We start from the raw sequence: 18,334 nt of genomic DNA, 5'->3' as shown, positions 1-18,334 counted from the left end.
TCAAAGATGTGCGCGCACGAACTCTCGTGCCATGCGGTCGCACTCGTACACATCGCTGAGGGTATACTCGCCGCCAAGGCTGTCGCTGTCCACGACTGCTTCCACCAGACGGCCAATATCGAGGAAGCCAATTTTGTCCTCAAGGAAGAGCTTGACAGCTTCCTCATTGGCACCGTTGGCGGCACAGGGGCCGAGACCGCCCTTTTTGATGGCCTTTTTGCAGGCGGCAAGGCAGCGGAAGGTCTCGTCGTCTGCCACATCGAAGGTGAGCACCTTGAGTGCGGCAAAGTCCAGCTCCGGCACAACGCCGGGTACGCGCTTTGGGTAGGTGAGCGCATACTGGATGGGAATGCGCATATCCGGCACACCCAGCTGAGCAATGACCGAATTATCGCTGAACTGCACCGCCGAATGCACGATGCTCTGGCGCTGCACCACGATCTGGATCTTCTCCGGCGGCAGGCCGAACAGCCACACTGCCTCGATCAGCTCCAGACCCTTGTTCATCAGGGTGGCAGAGTCAATGGTGATCTTTGCGCCCATGTTCCAGTTGGGGTGCTTGAGGGCATCCGCCTTGGTCTTACCGCGCAGCTCCCCGGTCTTCATCCCGAAGAAGGGGCCGCCGGATGCCGTGAGCAGGATCTTGGTCAGGCTGGGGGCACTCTCCTTATCCTGCAGACACTGGAAGATGGCCGAATGTTCACTGTCCACCGGCAGCAGCTTTACACCATGCTTTGCCACGGCCTGTGTGACCAGATGGCCGCCGGTGACAAGACTCTCCTTGTTGGCAAGGGCCAGATCATGCCCGCTTTCGATCGCGCACAGGCTGGCACCAAGGCCTGCAATGCCCACCACGCTGTTCAGCACCACATCGGTGCCGTCCAGTGCGGCCAGCTGCTTGAGCCCTTCCGGCCCTACCAGCAGCCGGGGCGCATCTGCACGACCGGAAAGCTCCGCATCCAGCCTGCGGGCCGCATCCGGGTCGGTCATGCAGACATAGCGCGGATGAAACTCTTCGATCTGCTGCAGGATCTTATCTACATGGCTGTGGGCAGAAAGACCGAACACCTCATAGCCCTGTGCACGGATCACATCCAGACTCTGGGTGCCGATGGAACCGGTAGAACCCAGCAGAGTGATTTTTTTCGACATCACACGTTCCCCCTTTTAATAGTAGAACACCGCCGTAATGACCATGGTCACAAAGGGCGCAATGAACATCACACTGTCAAAGCGGTCCAGAATGCCGCCGTGCCCCGGGAAGATGGTGCCGTAATCCTTGATGCCGCACTGGCGCTTGACCACGCTGGCAAACAGATCGCCATAAATGCCCAGCACCGCCGCCACGCAGCCCAGCAGCGCAATGATCACGTACATGGAAACGCCAATGTTGGAGCGGGTGAAGGCTTCCATCCGGTTTGCCGCCACCGAATACACCAGTGTGATGATCACACCGAACACCATGGTGCCCAGAACACCGCCAATGGCACCTTCCACGGTCTTTTTGGGGCTGACCACCGGGCAGAGCTTGTGCTTGCCAAAGGCACGGCCTGCAAAGTAGGCACAGGTATCGCCGCCCCAGGCAAAGCAGAGGATGAGCAAGATAAAGAACACCGCATCGTAGCCGTACTGCTCCACCGGCAGCAGCTCCTTGAGCCGGATAAAGGAATAGAAGCAGAAGATCACGATGCCGGAGAACATCAGCAGGCCGCTGGCCTTCTGATAGCTGATGGTACCGTTGCGCACCACCAGATAGATGGCGTAAAAGGTGACCAGCAGAAAGGACATCGGCATCACCAGCCGCCGCATGACCTGATAGTTGCTCGTCATGACCAGCAGTGTATACGGCACCAGAACCGCATACATCAGCCAGTCCTTCTTTTCAAAGCCGAGGGCACTGTAGATCTCGTGAACGGCGATCAGCGTAATGGCCGCGATGACCAGATTAAAGATCAGAGTGTTGAAGGTGAACATCACGCCGATCAGTACGATGATGCCCACGATCGCAGTAATAACACGTGTTTTCATAGATTGGATCTCCTTTTCACCGGTCGGGTGCCGCGCCCCTCTGGATTAAGTTTGGCTCCGGCAAAGCCGCCGGGCCGTCCGGTCCCTGCACCGTGTGCAGGAGGTCTTGGGTTTTACAGTCCGCCAAACCGGCGGGAACGATGATTGAACTCCTCAATGGCAGCGTCCAGATCGCTGCGGGTGAAATCCGGCCACAGAACGTCCATTTCTACCAGCTCCGAGTAAGCTGCCTGCCAGAGCATGAAGTTGGACAGCCGCTTTTCTCCGCTGGGACGCAGGATAAAATCCGGGTCCTTCTGGCCAGCGGTATACATGGCATCGCTGAGCAGCTGTTCCGTGATTTCTTCGGGCTTTATCTCCCCTGCCGCCGCCTTTGTCGCCAGCTGCTGCGCCGCCCGCACGATCTCCGGGCGGCCGCCGTAGTTGATGGCAATGTTCAGGGTCATGCCGGTCTTGACCGAAGAATCTGCTTCCAGCTTGTTCATCAGCTGCTGCAGCTTTTCATCCAGCACCGTGCGGTCGCCCATGAACTTGATGCGGATATTGCGGTTCTTGTAGTCAAAGCCCTTCAGCAGATATTCGCCGAACAGCCGCATGATGGCGTTGACCTCTTCCAGCGGACGCTTCCAGTTCTCGGTGGAAAACGCATAGAAGTACACCGACGAAACGCCCAGCTCATCGCAGTAATCTGCGATATCGCTGAACACCTCTGCGCCTCTTTTGTGCCCGGCAGTGCGGGGCAGGCCGCGGTTCTTTGCCCAGCGGCCGTTGCCGTCCATGATGATGCCGATGGAAAGGCCCTCGGCAAATTCTTTAGGATGCGCCATTGTTTCCTCCCGGCAGCAACGCCGCCTTCAACAAAAGTGCCGCGCACTCTTCTTCAGCGCACGGCACCTCCAGTCTATTGCATCTGCGCAGATCAGACAGACATGATCTCCTTCTGCTTTTCTTCCACCGCAGCATCGATGTTCTTGATATACTTGTCGGTCAGCTTCTGGACATCCTCTTCCATGGTCTTCTGGCTGTCCTCGGTCAGCTCGCCGGCCTTCTTCATGGCCTTGGCCTTATCCATAGCCTCGCGGCGGATGTTGCGCACTGCCACCTTAGCCTCCTCGCCCAGCTTGGAAACTTCCTTTGCCAGCTGCTTGCGGCGCTCCTCGGTGGGAGCCGGGAAGTTCAGGCGGATGGTAGAGCCGTCATCAATGGGAGTGATGCCCACATCGCTGGCCATGATGGCCTTGCTGATGGGGCGCAGCAGAGTACGGTCCCACGGGGTAATGGTCAGGGTGCGTGCTTCGGCCACAGCCACGGATGCCACCTGCTGGATGGGAGTGGGGGCACCATAATAATCCACGCTGACCTTATCCAGCACAGCGGGATTTGCGCGGCCTGCGCGCACAGCGCCCAGTTCGCGGCCCAGATGTTCGACCGAGCTCTTCATCTTGTCTTCGTAAACCTTGGTGTTGCTGCTCATTGCGGTAGTCTCCTGTTCCTTTTTATCTTGGGGCTGCGCTGCAATGCGTCTGCCCTATAATGTATGTCGGCTGCAGGCGTTTCAGCCCTCGTAAACCAGTGTGCCCACATTCTCGCCCTGCACGGCACGGGCAATGTTGTCCGGGTCGGCCAGATCGAACACGAGGATGGGCAGCTTGTTGTCGCGGCACAGAGTGGCAGCAGTGCCATCCATAACAGCCAGCTGGTCTTCCAGCACCTTGGTAAAGGTGAGGGTATCATACTTCTTTGCGTCGGCGTACTTGTGGGGATCCTTATCGTAAACGCCATCCACCATAGTAGCCTTGAACATCACATCGGCGCTCACTTCCACAGCGCGCAGAGCGGTTGCCGTATCCGTGGAGAAGAACGGGTTGCCGGTGCCGCCGCCGAACACGGCGATCTTGCCCTCATCCATGGCGCGCAGGGCATCCTTGCGGGTAAAGGGCTGTGCCACCTGCGGCATGGTGATGGAGGTGAACACCTCAGTGGGTACACCCAGCTGTTCCAGCTTGTCGGAGACAGCCAGTGCGTTCATCACGGTTGCCAGCATACCGATCTTATCGGCCAGTGTGCGCTCCATCTTGCCGCTGGAACGGCCACGCCAGAAGTTGCCGCCGCCAACCACGATACCGATCTGTACGCCGAGGTCGTGTGCTTTCTTCACGCCGCCGCAGATCGCGTCCATGGTGGGTTCATCAAAACCCATGCCCTTTTCGCCGCCCAGTGCTTCGCCGCTGATTTTCAGAAGGATACGCTGATATTTCAATGCCATAATCCAAACACCACCTGTTTTTATCTTCCGTCAGGGCATAGGCATACCCTGGCATTTTTTACTATAGCTTATTTTACAATAAAACATCCATAAAGTAAACAGGAAATCTGCGCGGAAATCCGGAAGCTTTTATGAACGGCTGCGCAGACCGCGCAGCAGCTGCTTCATTCCGGGCGGAATGCGGCGGCTTTCCACCGCTTTCTGGATGGCTTTGTTGTGGGTCCACAGATCCAGCCGCTTTTCTGTGAGCCACGGCAGCGCGGCATCCGGCTGCTTTGCCAGTGCTGTGGCAAAATACCATGCCCGCATCATATTGATATAGTATTCCGTGCTGTGCACATCGGCCGCCCATTCCAGATATTCCGGCCGGAATGCATCATCCAGATAATAGCGCATCAGCATCTCCATGCCATAGCGCACGGTGTACACCTCGCCCGAATCCAGCCAGCGGCGAATGGGCACCAGCAGTTCCTTCTTGTGCTTTGCAAACACTTTGGGGCAAAAGCAGTCACAGGTGGCCCAGTTGTTGATGTAGGGCAGGAACGCTTCCGTTTCAGCCAGCGCCCTGTCGTAGTCCCGGATAAGTTCGATCAGAAACGCGTGGAGGTTGTTCTCTTCGTAGTATCCATGCGGCAGGGCCTGTAAAAACACCTCTGCCTGCGCTGTGCCCGCGAGCTGTTTTGCCAGCCTGCGCAGAGCCGGAACGCGCACGCCGATCACCGTTTCCGGTGGCACGGTGGGCATCAACGCACTGTGAAAGGTGCGGTATGCTTCATCCCGCAGGGTAAACAGCTGCGCACGAATGATCTCTGCTTCCGGCTCCATCCTCTCTCCCTCCGTTCTTTTCTATTGTAGCAGAGCCGTATGGAAAAGCAAGGCCGTTCCGGCATTCTTTTCCGGTGCTTTAAGGAACATACAAAAATTGGGCTGGACATTTGTGCCGGAACATGCTATAATATCGTTCGTAAATGCGGGCATCGTACATCGGCTAGTATATCAGCCTTCCAAGCTGAGGAGGTGGGTTCGATTCCCATTGCCCGCTCCATGCAAAAAAGCGCCGTGGCCTTTTGGGTCACGGCGCTTTTATTTTGCTTTATCGGTCCCACTTATCGCACAGGGCATTGATCTGGTCGGCAAACTTGGCAAGGTCTTTGTTTGCGCCGCCCTCGTTGTGCTCGATGACCCGCAGCAGGCGCTTGCCGGCGCTGACCAGCCGCTGGAACACACTGGCCGCACGGCTCTGGCCTTCATTAGCCTTGTGCTCAATGCGGACGCGCATGCCCTCCTGCAGGCATACGGCTCCCTCGGCTCCGATGGCCCACTGTGCGCCGTTGTAGGGTGCGCAGGCAGTGAAGCCCTGTTCCGTCAAGGTCTGCACAAAGTGGTCCTCGGTCTCATCTTCGCCGTGCATCACGAACACACGCTTTGGTTTCTGCTCAAAGGAGTTCACCCACCGCAGCAGACCTTCTCTGTCCGCATGGCCGGACATGCCGGTGAGCTGGCACAGTTCTGCCTGCACCTCAATAGGTTCACCGAACAGTTTTACCGTCGTGGCACCTTCCAGCAGGGTGCGGCCCAGCGTGCCCACCGCCTGATAGCCCACGAACAGAATGGTGCACTCCGGCCGCCACAGATTGTGCTTGAGGTGGTGGCGGATGCGGCCTGCCTCGCACATACCACTGGCCGAGAGGATGACCTTTGGCACGCGGTCTGCATTGATCATGCGGGATTCATCACTGGTCACCGTGACGCGCAGCCCCGGGAAGGTGATCGGATCAATGCCTTTTTCCAGCAGAGCGCGGGTGTCCGCATCAAAGCAGTCCGGGTCGGTATCTTTAAAGATGCGGGTCGCCTCGATGGCAAGCGGGCTGTCAATGTACACCGGGAAGTTGCCGTGCCCCTTCACAAGGCCCTTTTCCTTGATCTCACGGATAAAGTAGAGCATCTCCTGCGTGCGGCCCACCGCAAAGCTGGGAATGACCACATTGCCGCCCCGGTCAAAGGTGCGCTGCAGGATCTTCGTCAGCTCGCTCACATAGTCCGGCTTCGGGCCGTGGCTGCGGTCGCCGTAGGTAGATTCCATAAAGGCGTAGTCCGCCTCTTTGATGTAAGCAGGATCCTTGATGATGGGCTGATCCAGATTGCCGATATCACCGGAGAATACCAGCTTGGTCGTGGTCTCACCCTCGGTGATCCAAAGCTCTATGCTGGCCGAGCCAAGCAGATGGCCCACATCCACAAAGCGGGCTTCAATGCCCGGTGCAAGCTGGAAGCGCTGCTCATAGGCCTTGCCCACAAACAGCTTCATGGCTGCTTCAGCATCCTGCACAGTATACATCGGTTCCACCGGTTCTGCGCCGGAGCGCTGGCCCTTGCGGTTTTTCCACTCCGCTTCAAATTCCTGAATATGGGCCGAGTCCCGCAGCATGATGCCGCACAGCTCCACCGTGGGGTTCGTGGCATAGATCTTGCCGCGGAAGCCGTTGCGCACCAGCAGCGGCAGCATACCGGTATGGTCGATGTGTGCATGGGTGGCCAGCACCCAGTCGATCTCGCCGGATGCTACCGGGATGGGCTGGTTCTCGTATACGTCCTTGCCCTGCTCCATGCCGCAGTCGATCAAAAAGCGCTGCCCAGCCGCTTCGATCAAAGTGCAGCTGCCGGTGACCTCATGGTTCGCGCCCAGAAATGTGATCTTCATAAAAACACCTCCGGCTTTATTTCTTCTGTATCCTTAGTATAGCATATTCTAAAGGTACACGCCGCACAAATCGCATGGCTTTTCTCAGGCATTTTGCCGAAAGGTTGAAAAATTTTTTATACAATCTTGACAAACCACCCCTTCCTGTTATAAACTTAAACTTGTATGACGTTCGTTCGTATTTTATGAGTTTTAATAATAGAGAGGTTGAATTTTATGGTTCGTAACGATTTGCGCAACGTTGCCATTATCGCTCACGTTGACCACGGCAAGACCACCCTGGTGGACGCAATGCTGCGTCAGAGCGGCGCATTCCGCGATAATCAGGTCGTGGCTGAGCGCGTCATGGACAGCGGCGATATCGAGCGTGAGCGTGGCATTACCATTCTGGCCAAGAACTGCTCCTGCACCTACAAGGGTGTCAAGATCAATATTGTCGATACTCCGGGCCATGCCGACTTTGGCGGCGAGGTGGAGCGCGTGCTGAAGATGGTCAACGGCGTTCTGCTGCTGGTGGATGCCGCCGAGGGCTGCATGCCCCAGACCCGTTTTGTGTTGCAGAAGGCTCTGCAGCAGAACCTGAGTCTGGTGGTGGCCATCAACAAGATCGACCGCCCCGATGCCCGCATTAAGGAAGTCATCGACGAAGTTCTGTACCTGCTGATGGATCTGGGCGCTACCGATGAGCAGCTGGACTGCCCCATGCTGTTCTGCTGCGGCCGTGATGGCACCGCAAGCCTGGACCCCGATGTGCCCGGCACCGACCTGATCCCCCTGTTCGATACTCTGCTGAGCACCATCAAGCCGCCTGAGGGCGACCCCGAGGCTCCCTTCCAGATGCTGGTGTCCTCTGTGGACTACAACGACTTCGTGGGCCGCATCGGCATTGGCCGCATCCAGAACGGCGTTGCCAAGGTGGGCGAGGAAGTTGTCGTCTGTGACTGGCACAATCAGGATCTGAAGATGCGCGGTCGTCTGACCAAGCTGTACGACTTCCAGGCCAATGGCCGTCAGCCGTGCGATAACATCACCGCCGGCGATATCGTGGCATTCTCCGGCCTGCCCGACGTGACCATCGGCAATACCCTGTGCAGTCCCTCCAATGTAGAGCCGCTGCCCTTCGTGAAGATCAACGATCCTACCGTGGAAATGACCTTCTCCGTCAACGACAGCCCGCTGGCCGGCCGCGAGGGCAAGTACGTCACCAGCCGCCAGATCCGTGACCGTTTGCAGAAGGAACTGCTGAAGGATGTCGCTTTGAAGGTGGAGGATTCCGCCACCACCGATTCCTTCCGCGTTATGGGCCGTGGTGAGATGCACCTGTCCATCCTGATCGAGACCATGCGCCGTGAAGGTTATGAGCTGCAGGTCTCTCCCCCGCACGTTCTGACCAAGGTCATCGACGGCAAGACCTATGAGCCTATGGAGCATGTCGTCATCGATGTGCCCACCCAGTATCAGGGCGCTGTCATGACCGGTCTGGGCCAGCGCAAGGCTATCCTGCAGCAGATGGAATCTCTGGGCACCGACCGCGTGCGTCTGGAGTTCCGTATGCCCAGCCGCGGCCTGTTCGGCTACCGCAACCAGTTCCTGACCGATACCCATGGCGAAGGCATCATCAACCAGATCTTCGACGGTTACGATGTCTGGGCTGGCATGATTGCCAACCGCTCCACCGGTTCTCTGGTCAGCTTTGAGACCGGCGAGGCTGTCACCTACGGTCTGTTCAATGCTCAGCAGCGCGGCACCCTTCTGGTGGGCGCTGGTGAAAAGGTCTACGAGGGCATGGTCATTGGCTACACCGCTTCCGGCGAGGATGTGGATGTCAACGTCTGCAAGACCAAGCACCTGACCAACACCCGTGCATCCGGCTCCGATGATGCTCTGCGCCTGATCCCCATTAGCAAGCTCAGCCTGGAAGGCTGCCTGGAATTCTTGGCACAGGACGAGCTGCTGGAGGTCACTCCTGAAAATCTGCGCATCCGCAAGCAGATCCTGAACCACGAGCAGCGCATGAAGGCCAAGAGCAAGCTGAAATAAGCCTTTCCTTCTTTTATAATATGTACTTTACCGTCCTGCAGCGTTTCAAAACACTGCAGGACGATTTTATTTTGCCAAAAATGATTCATTTTTTAAAAAAAGGCTTGCAAAAGGCATTCTTATGCGGTATAATATCTCTCGCAGTCACAAATGTGATCTGCCTCTTTAGCTCAGTCGGTTAGAGCACCTGACTGTTAATCAGGGTGTCGCCTGTTCGAGTCAGGCAAGAGGCGCCAGAAGAAAAGGCAATGTTCCACAGAACATTGCCTTTTTTGTTTGTCCCATACTACACCCTTTTTCTGTACAGCCATGCAGTCGTGTTTCTCCTCTGTTTTTGGGCTTCTCTGTCCCAAAAACACAGCATTCATGCGAAAAAAGCATCAAGCATAATGATTTCTTAAAATTTGACTACTTGAAGAAGATGTCACATTGTGGTATACTGCTTATAAGCTTTGGGAATTTGTATCTGTTTTTCCAAAGTCCGGCACACAGATCAAAGGGTAGGTGCTCCCTTCTTTTGATAGCAGCCGACCGGTGTTTTGTCATGGTTCTCCGCAGGACAGGACAAAGCACCGGTCTCTGTGCTGTTGTTTCAGGCTCCGGCTCTTTTCACGTTGTCAGATCTGCGGCAGGCCGCTTCTTCAAAACGCCTGCCGCTGTTTGAATAAATTTGTATATGATCAAAGGAAGCATCTATGCGTTATACCTATGTCCGGCAGCACGACACCACTGACTGTGCGGCTGCCTGCCTCGCAATGGTGTGCCTCCATTACAAAAAGGAAGTTACCATCACCCGCTTACGCGATATGATGGGTACCGACCTGAAAGGCACGAACCTTGTTGGTTTGCAGAAAGCCGCTAATGAGTTGGGTTTCACCACTGCAGCGGTTCGCGTAGACCGTGAAAATTTCCTCAGCGATTTCTCGCTGCCCTGCATTGCGCAGGTCATCACCGATCAGGGTCTGGCCCACTTTGTGGTCGTCTTCAAAAAGACCACCATCAAAGACGACGGTGAGCGTCGTCGGCACATGCTGAAAGAAGCCGAAGCCGCCAAGGAAGATGAGAAGAACGGCAAAAAACACAAGTGCAAGGATTATGTCGTGATTGGCGACCCCGGCAGTGAGCTGAAAAAGATCTCTCTGGATGAGTTCTACAAGAACTTTACCGGTGTTCTGCTGCTGATGAACCCCACCTCGGAGTTCAAGGGTGGTAAGATCGAAAAGGGCGGCATGTTCAAGCGTTACGTCGACCTGTTGCTGCCCCAGAAAAAGCTCTTTGCCTATGCGATCCTGAGTTCTCTGATCGTTACGATCCTGGGCATTGCCTCCTCCATGTTCAACAAGATCCTGATGGACGAGGTCTTGCCATATGGCCTAGACAATCTGCTGGTCACGCTGATCCTTGTGTTCAGCATGGTCAGCATCACCAATACGCTGGTGGGCTTTGTCCGGCAGTGGGTTCTGATTCACCTATCCATCAAGATCGATATTCCGCTGATGCTGGGTTACTTCGGGCATATCTTCCGTCTGCCCATGAAGTTCTTTGCCACCCGCAAGACTGGTGATATCACCACCCGTTATTCGGATGCAAACACCATCAAATCCATCTTTACCAGCATTGCGCTGAGCCTGATCATGGATATCTCGATGGCCATTATCACCGGTATCATCCTGTTCCGCATGAATGCGATGCTCTTCTCGATCTCGCTGTTCATGGCTCTGGTCAGCATTCTGCTGGTGCTGATCTACAAGCAGCCTTACAAAAAGATCAACGAAGAGACCATGGTGCAGTCCGCTGCACTGAACAGCCAGATGATCGAAAGCCTGCGCGGCATTGAGACGGTCAAGTGCAACGCCAACGAGGATACCGAAATGGAGAACCTCGAGCGTGAGTACATCAAGAGCCTGAAGATCAGCCTGCGCTCCAGCAAGATCAGCACCACGCAGGGCCTGATTTCCTCCTTCATTTCCACCGGTTTCAGCATGCTGACCACCTATGTGGGTATCAGTCAGGTTCTGAAGGGGGAGATGACACTGGGCGGATTCATGGCCTTCAGCACGCTGTCCTCTTACTTTACTTCCCCGCTGAGCAACCTGATCGGTCTGCAGATGCAGATTCAGGAGGCCAGCATTTCCATGAAGCGTCTGGGCGAGATCATGGATTATCCCTCCGAGACGGTCGGCGACGAAGACCGCACCGATCTGGACAAGGTGGAGGGCGATATCGAGTTCAAGGATGTCACTTTCCGTTATGGCAACCGTGCCCCTGCACTGGATCACATCAGCTTTACCATTCCGGCCGGTAAAAAGGTCGCGCTGGTGGGCAGCAGCGGCAGCGGCAAATCCACGATCACCAAGCTTCTGCTCAAGTATTATGAGCCGGAAGATGGCGAGATCGACTTGAACGGTGTGAATCTGGCTGAATACACCAATGATTCTGTCCGCCGCGCAATTTCTTATGTGCCGCAGAACGTTGAGCTGTTCAGCAAGACCATTTATGATAACATCCGCGTTTCCCGTATGGACGCTACGATGGACGAAGTTAAGGAAGCAGCCAAGAAGGCAGATGCTCACGACTTTATCCGTCATCTGCCCTTGCAGTATAACACCTATCTGGAGGAAGCAGGCAACGGCCTGTCCGGCGGTGAAAAGCAGCGCATTGCGCTGGCACGCGCTTTCCTGAAAGATTCCAACCTCTACATTCTGGATGAATCCACCAGTAATCTGGACTTTGCTACGGAAAATCTGATCTTCAACATGATCTACGATCAGCTTGCAGATCGTTCCATGCTGATCGTAGCTCACCGCCTGTCCACCGTTCGTGACTGTGATCTGATCCTTGTGATGGATCACGGCAAGATCGTGGAACGCGGCACGCACGATGAGCTGCTTGCCAAGGAAGGCAAGTACTACGAGCTGTGGAACATGCAGCAGGGTATCTACCGCAGCAAAAAGGCAGAGCCCAAGCAGTCTGTCATGCAGGCCGTGGTGGAAGAGGATGACGACGGTGAGTCGATCACCTATTGATGTGTTGCAGCCGGGTGCGTACCCGGTTACATATGAAAGGGAGTCATTCATGATGGATAGCTTGATTTGACATAGTTTTACTGTGTCAGATAAAAAAGAGCTAGAAAGACTTTCTGTTTAGTAGAAGTAGATGGTGTTATCCCGAACAGGCCCCGCCTGCTCAGGTAACTATGCCTCACTATGGTGTGCCCGGAGGCAAAATGCCTCCGGGCACATTTTATTTGCAAGATCCCTATTACTTTTATAAGTAGTAGGCGATCGGGAGCGGAGAGGAAGCTGCTCTCTGCAGCGGTTTTCTCCCCTTTCTCGATTGCCTATTACTGCCTCTTCTGAGGTAAATCTGAAAAGGAACCGAGGTATTCAACATGAAAGAGATCAAAGTAGCCGAGAACAAGACCCTGAAGCTCACCAATGTGCTCTCCCGTGAGATCCATCCGGAAGAGATGGCCAGTCTGCCCGTGGTGCTGACCCAGATGCACAACTTTATCAAGAGCAACAACGCACAGCCCATTGGCCCCATTGTGCAGGCCATGGTGGTTGGTGAGGATCGTCAGATGCACCTGTACATGATGCAGCAGGCTACCCAGTTCATCGGCCAGATGGAGCAGGACTACCATATGGATGCTATTCTGCGCGTGAAGAACTGCCTGTATGCCCACTACACCGGCCCCATGCCCGAAAGCCAGCTGGCTTCCTACAAGCTGCAGGTCCACGCTTTTGAGAATGAGCAGAAACTGACCGGCACCTCCTATACCATCTATGTCAATCAGGATGAGGATGATGCCGTGGTCGATGTCTTTATGGAGACCAAGTAATTATGACGATTAAAGTTCAGAACCTTTCGGATCTGCAGGACCGCCGCATCATGATGGAAAAAAAGCTGCCACCTTATGGCTACGCTTTTGTCATTCTGGTGGGCATCTTCATGCTGTTTCTGGTGGTGTGGAGCACCCATACCAACCGCATTTATGTCAGCCAGAACGCAGGCACCGTGCAGGCCAGCAATAAAACCTATATCATGTCCAGTTATTCCGGCTCCATTACCGAGATGTATATTTCGGAGGGCAGCTATGTGAACGAGGGCGACCTCGTGGCCCACATCAAGAGCACGGATATCGACATGCAGCAGGATAACCTGGAAAGCCAGCTCAAGATCTACCAGACCCAGCTGGACCAGTACAACAAGCTGCTGCAATGCGTGCAGGATGATACCAACTACTTCAGCGAGACAAACCCCGAAGATCAGCCCTACTACTATCAGTACGAGACCTACAAGAGCCAGGTCTCCCAGAAGACCTTTGATGCCACGGCCTATCAGGCTGCCGGTTACTCCGATGCTCAGATCAAGACCATGATGGAGCAGAGCCAGAGCGAAGTAGAAGCTCTGTACTACTCCACCATGCAGTCCATCTCCCAGAGCATTACCAGCGCACAGAGCAACGTGGACAACGTTCAGGCTCAGCTCGATGCCTTGAACACCGGTGCCAACGATTACTACATCTACGCTCCCACCTCCGGTGTGATCCACATGGATACTCCTTACAAAGAGGGCATGGTGCTGAGCGCAGGCTCCCCGCTGGCCACTGTTGCCAGCGAGAACGACGATCTGGAGATCGTTGCCATGGTCACCGTGAATGACCGCCCGCTGCTTCATGTGGGTGACCCGTGCAAGATCGCCATTACCGGCCTTTCGGAGTATTCCTATGGCACCCTGACCGGCACTGTAACGGCCATTGACAGTGACGTGACGGCCAGCTCCAACGCTTCCTACTATAAGATGACCATTAAGCCCGACGCCACTTATGTGGTGAGCCGCAGCGGCGACAAGGTGGATCTTTCCAACGGCATGAGCGTTACTGCCCGCGTGGAGTACGATCAGGTCACCTATTTCGAGTACGCAATGGAAGCCCTGGGCGTTCTGTTCCGCTAAACCGGAGCTGTGCTGACTGCCAGCCGCCGTTATATCACCCAAAGAGGTACACTTACTATGAAATCAACCGCAAAAAAACTGGCCGTCTGTGCGGCAGCGCTCTGCCTGCTGGCCTGCGGCACAGCTGTGTCTGCGGCCGCAGCAAGCCCTGTCTCCGGCCTTGCCCTGAGCGGCGTTGCCATGCCGTGGGATCAGGACGTGCCTGCCGAAAGCATTGAGGCCGGCAGCTATACCGCCAACATGCTGCTGGGTTCCTCTCAGCAGCTGTCTCCTGTGGTGCGTCCGCGCAACTCTACCGACTCGGTTGTCTTTATCTCGGACGATACTTCCATTCTGACCGTGAGCAACTCCGGTGTCGTGCAGGCTGTGGGCGTAGGCACCACCCGCATCACCGCTGCCGCAGGCAACCAGATCTGTGCCTACACCATCGTTGTCTCCATGGATTCTTCCATGATCGTTACCGAGATGGACCTTTCCCTTTCCTCCAACACCATCTATGTTGGCAACTCGGTCTCGGCACAACTGCAGGTGCGGCCTACTTCGGCTTCCAACTATGCCACCGTCGCCCTGACCTCTTCCAATGAGAAGGTCGCCACGGTGAACAATTTCGGCCGTGTTACCGGCATTGCCCCCGGCACCGCCACCATTACCGCTACCTGCGGTTCGGTGACTGCTACCACCAATGTCACGGTCATGAGTATTCCCAACTCCAGCACCGGCACCGCCAGCACTGGTTCTTCCAACAGCGGTCAGGTCGTCACGGTGAATCCTTCCTACGTTGTGCTCAAGCCCGGTGCCACCCGCACCCTGACCGCCAGTGTCAAGCCTTCTTCCGCTTCCCAGAAGTTCACCTATAAGTCCGCCAACAGCAACATTGCCACGGTCAGCCCCAGCGGCGTGATCACGGCTGTGGGCACCGGCGCTACTTCCATTACCGTTTCCAACGGCACTGCATCCGCCATGGTCACGGTCATCGTCAACCGTTCGGCTGCATCTTCTTCCGATAATTCTTCGGACAGCAGCTCCACCGAACCGGATAACGATGCTCCCATCGAGATCGATCCCGTTGTGCAGGCCATTCAGGACAGTGAGGACAACGAGATCGTTTTCACACAGGCCGAGGTGCCTACCGTGACCGGTGATATCCTCAATGCGCTGCGCACCACCGGCAAGACCCTGTGCGTGGTGGGCGATGGCTACACCATGCAGATTGCAGGCAGCGGTGTCAAGAGCACCACCAGTGAGCTGGACACCATGCTCATCCTGACTGAGTCCGATCAGGGCATCGAGTTTGAGCTGGACAAGGGCAAGGCTCTTCCCTGCTCGGTGCGCATCGATCTGGATGTGAGCACCTATACCCGCCTGTATCTGTACAACACCGTCTCCAACAAGTGGCAGTACCTGAACAGCTACACCGACGGCATCATCACTGCCGATACTGCAGGCCGTTATCTGCTGACCAACCAGAACCTGAAATTTGCCAATATCAACTGGACCTTCTTCATTGCCGGTGGTGTTGTAGTGGTTCTGATCGGCATTGCATATGTTGTGCTGAAAAAGCGCTACTGGTTCTGGTAATTTTCAAAACCACTCTTTCATGAAACAGTAAGACCCTCTCTGAGTGTGATATGCTCCCCCTAGAGTAGACAGAGTAAAACAAAAACTCTGCGTACTCTGGGGGTATTTTTATATCAAGAAAGAACAATCACTTTTGCACAAAAAATTCGCCGTTTCCTTGTGGAAACGGCGAACAAAAACTTATATTATTTCTCTGTCTACTTGACGGAGCGCACTTCAATGGAACGCCTGGGCTTTGTTTGCATTATGATGTCTGCCTTCGTTACTTTTCAATGGGCTGCGAGGGCTTCCAGCCCTTGTAGTTCTCGTAGCGGCTCTCGCGGATCTTGGTGTGGGACCAGATCTCGTCCGCAGTTGGCTGCCAGTTGGCTGCATAGTTCTTGCACTTCTCGCACAGGTGCTCCACGCTCTCCGGCGACTGCAGGTCGGTGCTGTGGGCACCGGTCTCGTGCACCATCTTCTGCAGCAGTTCGGGGTTTTCCAGCATCGGGCAGGGACGCAGATGGTTCTTGTTGAAGGGCTGGCCGTTGTGATAAGCCATGAACAGCGGGCTGTGCAGAATTTCCAGAATGCTCTGGTCGTGGATATTGGCATTGGAGTAGTGGATGAACACGCACGGCTCTGCGTCACCGGCAGAGTTGATGTGGAAGTAGTTACGTCCGCCGGCAATGCAGCCGCCCACGAACTCGCCATCGTTCTGGAAATCCATCGGGTAGAACGGGATATCGCACTCTTCCGAGCGCAGATAGCGGATGCGGTCGATCATATATTTGCGCTGCTCCGGGGTAGGCATCAGTTCCGGTGCTGCCTCGTTGCCCACGGGCATGTAGTGGAAGTAGAAGCCGAAGTGTGCACCCTTCTCACACAGGAAACGCATGAACTCATCGTTGGTAACAGCTTCGATATTATCGCGGGTGTAGCAGATGGACGTGCCGAACACGATGCCGTGCTCCTTGAGCAGATCCATAGCATGCATAACAGCGGCATAGTGCCCCTCACCGCGGCGGGCATCGTTGGTCTCCGGGGTGCCCTCGATGGACAGCATGAAGGCAATGTTGCCCAGATGCACCACCTCTTTGCAGAACGGCTCATCGATGAGGGTGGAGTTGGTGTAGATGGCAAACTGCACATCATTGTGCTTCTCGGCCAGCTTCAGGATATCAGCCTTACGCACCAGCGGCTCGCCGCCGGTCAGCATGTACAGGTACACGCCCAGCTCCTTGCCCTCGGTAACGATCTTGTCCATATCCTCAAAGCTGAGGTTATTCTTGTGACCGTATTCACCTGCCCAGCAGCCCACGCAGTGCATATTGCAGGCGGAAGTGGGGTCGAACAGGATCAGCCAGGGGATGTTGCACTGATACTTCACGCGGTTCTCGCGGATGGTCTTGGTGCCGCGGAAGAAAGCCTCGTAGCCCAGATTCAGCGCCATGGTGCGGGCCACGTTGGGGTCGGTCTGATCCAGCACACAGTTGATGAGCTTGGACCACTTGCTGTCGGGGTCGGTCAGGGTCTGTCTGGCGTGTTCGTAGGCTTCAGCGCTGAACGAACTGCCATAGAACTGCTTTGCGACATCCACCAGCTGTCCCACGGTTTTCTGACGGTCTTTATCGGCATGAGAAAGCACCACGTCCACCATTTTGCCAACGGCAGCACGCTGCATTTTATGAGTCAGGCTCTCAACAGAAGTATTCATTATCCTTTTCCTCCAAACGGTATTTTTCGGAAATCTCTTTTTCTATTTCTATGCCATTACTCTACCATTCTATCCCACAAGTTGCCATAAACAGAAAAAGCGCCGTGATAGAAAACCCATCACGGCGCGGATTATGATAAAATTTTGTCGTTCTTCCGGTTCAACCGTCCTGTTCCAGATGGATCTTATTGCTGGCAAGGCGGCATAACGCGCGGCGCAGATCGCCCTGCAGCATCCGTCCCATACGTTCTACCATCACAGCGGGCTCGGTCTTCATATCCCGGCGGATCCATTCCAGCACCACGCCCACCAGCGCATATTTGTAAAAATCCACCACAAACTGCTTGTCATCGTCCTGCACGGTGATGTCACGGCATTCGCGATCCGCAAATTCCTTCAGCATGGGGTCCAGAAGCTTGTACAGATACTGCTCCACCTGTTCACGACCCACAGAGCGGTATACGTTCAGCACCAGTGCTTTGTTATCCCGGATCTGGTGCAGGATGTCCAGAAATGCTTCGGTCCATGTATCAAAGCTCTGGCAGCCTTCCATCGCCTTGATTGCATCTTCCGTCAGGATCCAGTCCACCAGATCGTAAATATCCTTAAAGTGGTAGTAGAAGGTCATGCGGTTCACGCCGCAGTCCTCAGTGATATCGTTGATTGTGATCTTATTGAGGGGCTTTTCCAGCAGCAGCTTTTTCAGCGATGCTTCCAGTGCCCGCTTCGTTGTTTGTGACACAAAAACCTTCCTTTCCCGACCGTAGAAATTTTTCCCGCTGCGTACGGTGATTGGCAGCTTCGTACATTATAATACCGCAAAAGCCGTCCCGATTGCAAGCATTGATTCTGTCCATTTTGTAAACAAAGAACGACTTCCTGCGTTTTCACTCCGGCAGTTTCTCGTTTCAAAAGCCGTTTCTCAGCCCTCCCAAACCCCTTCCGGCGGTGCGCAATGCCTGCAAAAGCGGCTTCTTCCGGCAAAAAAGCGGAAAAGGCCCTTGATTTTATATTCCTCTACGCTTAGAATGGGAGCAGACGGCTGTGATTGAAGTGCCGTTTTGAGGGA

At 55.1% G+C, this 18,334-nt stretch carries 14 protein-coding genes and 2 tRNA genes; 7 read left to right on the top strand and 9 right to left on the bottom strand.

What is annotated here, in order from left to right; all coding sequences use genetic code 11:
- The 6 genes from dxr to DWY76_RS05330 all read right to left on the bottom strand — a co-directional run bounded on the left by dxr (nucleotide 1) and on the right by DWY76_RS05330 (nucleotide 5,119).
- A complete protein-coding gene (gene dxr / locus DWY76_RS05355) occupies nucleotides 1-1,152 on the bottom strand; it encodes a 1-deoxy-D-xylulose-5-phosphate reductoisomerase (RefSeq protein ID WP_120080240.1) in 1,152 nt (383 codons plus the stop codon).
- Nucleotides 1,153-1,167: 15 nt separating this feature from the next.
- A complete protein-coding gene (locus DWY76_RS05350; RefSeq protein ID WP_005945868.1) occupies nucleotides 1,168-2,028 on the bottom strand; it encodes a phosphatidate cytidylyltransferase in 861 nt (286 codons plus the stop codon).
- 113 nt (nucleotides 2,029-2,141) lie between these two features.
- The gene (gene uppS / locus DWY76_RS05345; protein ID WP_005945867.1) at nucleotides 2,142-2,855 is read right to left on the bottom strand and encodes a polyprenyl diphosphate synthase; all 714 of its coding nucleotides are present in this window, start codon (nucleotides 2,853-2,855) and stop codon (nucleotides 2,142-2,144) included.
- Nucleotides 2,856-2,947: 92 nt separating this feature from the next.
- On the bottom strand, nucleotides 2,948-3,502 hold the full coding sequence (gene frr / locus DWY76_RS05340; protein WP_005945866.1) for a ribosome recycling factor: 555 nt from the start codon (nucleotides 3,500-3,502) through the stop codon (nucleotides 2,948-2,950).
- A gap of 81 nt (nucleotides 3,503-3,583) precedes the next feature.
- Nucleotides 3,584-4,294, bottom strand: coding sequence for a UMP kinase (gene pyrH, locus DWY76_RS05335; RefSeq protein WP_005945864.1), 711 nt, complete (start codon nucleotides 4,292-4,294; stop codon nucleotides 3,584-3,586).
- A 129-nt stretch (nucleotides 4,295-4,423) separates the two neighbouring features.
- On the bottom strand, nucleotides 4,424-5,119 hold the full coding sequence (locus DWY76_RS05330) for a DNA alkylation repair protein (protein WP_120080238.1): 696 nt from the start codon (nucleotides 5,117-5,119) through the stop codon (nucleotides 4,424-4,426).
- Nucleotides 5,120-5,264: 145 nt separating this feature from the next.
- On the opposite strand from DWY76_RS05330, the gene DWY76_RS05325 reads away from it, so the two are divergent.
- A tRNA-Gly gene (locus DWY76_RS05325) sits at nucleotides 5,265-5,339 on the top strand.
- 48 nt (nucleotides 5,340-5,387) lie between these two features.
- Here the strand turns inward: DWY76_RS05325 and DWY76_RS05320 are convergent.
- Complete coding sequence (locus DWY76_RS05320; protein WP_120080236.1) at nucleotides 5,388-6,995, bottom strand: MBL fold metallo-hydrolase; 1,608 nt, start codon at nucleotides 6,993-6,995, stop codon at nucleotides 5,388-5,390.
- 216 nt (nucleotides 6,996-7,211) lie between these two features.
- Here DWY76_RS05320 and typA point away from each other — a divergent pair, with 216 nt between their 5' ends.
- The 6 genes from typA to DWY76_RS05290 all read left to right on the top strand — a co-directional run bounded on the left by typA (nucleotide 7,212) and on the right by DWY76_RS05290 (nucleotide 15,569).
- The gene (gene typA, locus DWY76_RS05315) at nucleotides 7,212-9,035 is read left to right on the top strand and encodes a translational GTPase TypA (RefSeq protein WP_005945857.1); all 1,824 of its coding nucleotides are present in this window, start codon (nucleotides 7,212-7,214) and stop codon (nucleotides 9,033-9,035) included.
- A gap of 159 nt (nucleotides 9,036-9,194) precedes the next feature.
- Nucleotides 9,195-9,271 (top strand) — tRNA-Asn (locus DWY76_RS05310).
- A gap of 459 nt (nucleotides 9,272-9,730) precedes the next feature.
- Nucleotides 9,731-12,061 carry a peptidase domain-containing ABC transporter gene (locus DWY76_RS05305; RefSeq protein WP_005945852.1) on the top strand — a complete coding sequence of 777 codons (2,331 nt, stop codon included), beginning with the start codon at nucleotides 9,731-9,733 and terminating at the stop codon, nucleotides 12,059-12,061.
- A 365-nt stretch (nucleotides 12,062-12,426) separates the two neighbouring features.
- Nucleotides 12,427-12,876, top strand: coding sequence for a hypothetical protein (locus DWY76_RS05300; protein WP_097777610.1), 450 nt, complete (start codon nucleotides 12,427-12,429; stop codon nucleotides 12,874-12,876).
- Between the two features lie 2 nt (nucleotides 12,877-12,878).
- Nucleotides 12,879-13,991, top strand: coding sequence for an HlyD family efflux transporter periplasmic adaptor subunit (locus DWY76_RS05295; protein WP_005945848.1), 1,113 nt, complete (start codon nucleotides 12,879-12,881; stop codon nucleotides 13,989-13,991).
- Nucleotides 13,992-14,048: 57 nt separating this feature from the next.
- The gene (locus tag DWY76_RS05290; protein ID WP_120080234.1) at nucleotides 14,049-15,569 is read left to right on the top strand and encodes an Ig-like domain-containing protein; all 1,521 of its coding nucleotides are present in this window, start codon (nucleotides 14,049-14,051) and stop codon (nucleotides 15,567-15,569) included.
- Between the two features lie 262 nt (nucleotides 15,570-15,831).
- On the opposite strand, the gene DWY76_RS05285 is transcribed toward DWY76_RS05290, so the two are convergent.
- Entirely contained in the window at nucleotides 15,832-17,265 is a 1,434-nt protein-coding gene (locus DWY76_RS05285; RefSeq protein ID WP_120080232.1) for a radical SAM protein, read from the bottom strand.
- Nucleotides 17,266-17,425: 160 nt separating this feature from the next.
- A complete protein-coding gene (locus DWY76_RS05280) occupies nucleotides 17,426-18,007 on the bottom strand; it encodes a TetR-like C-terminal domain-containing protein (protein ID WP_120080230.1) in 582 nt (193 codons plus the stop codon).
- Nucleotides 18,008-18,334 lie beyond the last annotated feature (327 nt).

Origin of the sequence: Faecalibacterium sp. AF27-11BH, assembly GCF_003603005.1 — a bacterium.
Lineage (GTDB): Bacteria > Bacillota > Clostridia > Oscillospirales > Ruminococcaceae > Faecalibacterium > Faecalibacterium taiwanense.
The sequence above is the reverse complement of the archived record's forward strand: the minus strand, read 5'-3'. Positions and strand labels throughout refer to the sequence as shown.

Coding starts and splice junctions, on each gene's coding strand:
- dxr (WP_120080240.1), bottom strand. CDS start 1,152: ATGTCGAAAAAAATCACTCTGCTGGGTTCTACCGGTTCCATCGGCACC.
- DWY76_RS05350 (WP_005945868.1), bottom strand. CDS start 2,028: ATGAAAACACGTGTTATTACTGCGATCGTGGGCATCATCGTACTGATC.
- uppS (WP_005945867.1), bottom strand. CDS start 2,855: ATGGCGCATCCTAAAGAATTTGCCGAGGGCCTTTCCATCGGCATCATC.
- frr (WP_005945866.1), bottom strand. CDS start 3,502: ATGAGCAGCAACACCAAGGTTTACGAAGACAAGATGAAGAGCTCGGTC.
- pyrH (WP_005945864.1), bottom strand. CDS start 4,294: ATGGCATTGAAATATCAGCGTATCCTTCTGAAAATCAGCGGCGAAGCA.
- DWY76_RS05330 (WP_120080238.1), bottom strand. CDS start 5,119: ATGGAGCCGGAAGCAGAGATCATTCGTGCGCAGCTGTTTACCCTGCGG.
- DWY76_RS05320 (WP_120080236.1), bottom strand. CDS start 6,995: ATGAAGATCACATTTCTGGGCGCGAACCATGAGGTCACCGGCAGCTGC.
- typA (WP_005945857.1), top strand. CDS start 7,212: ATGGTTCGTAACGATTTGCGCAACGTTGCCATTATCGCTCACGTTGAC.
- DWY76_RS05305 (WP_005945852.1), top strand. CDS start 9,731: ATGCGTTATACCTATGTCCGGCAGCACGACACCACTGACTGTGCGGCT.
- DWY76_RS05300 (WP_097777610.1), top strand. CDS start 12,427: ATGAAAGAGATCAAAGTAGCCGAGAACAAGACCCTGAAGCTCACCAAT.
- DWY76_RS05295 (WP_005945848.1), top strand. CDS start 12,879: ATGACGATTAAAGTTCAGAACCTTTCGGATCTGCAGGACCGCCGCATC.
- DWY76_RS05290 (WP_120080234.1), top strand. CDS start 14,049: ATGAAATCAACCGCAAAAAAACTGGCCGTCTGTGCGGCAGCGCTCTGC.
- DWY76_RS05285 (WP_120080232.1), bottom strand. CDS start 17,265: ATGAATACTTCTGTTGAGAGCCTGACTCATAAAATGCAGCGTGCTGCC.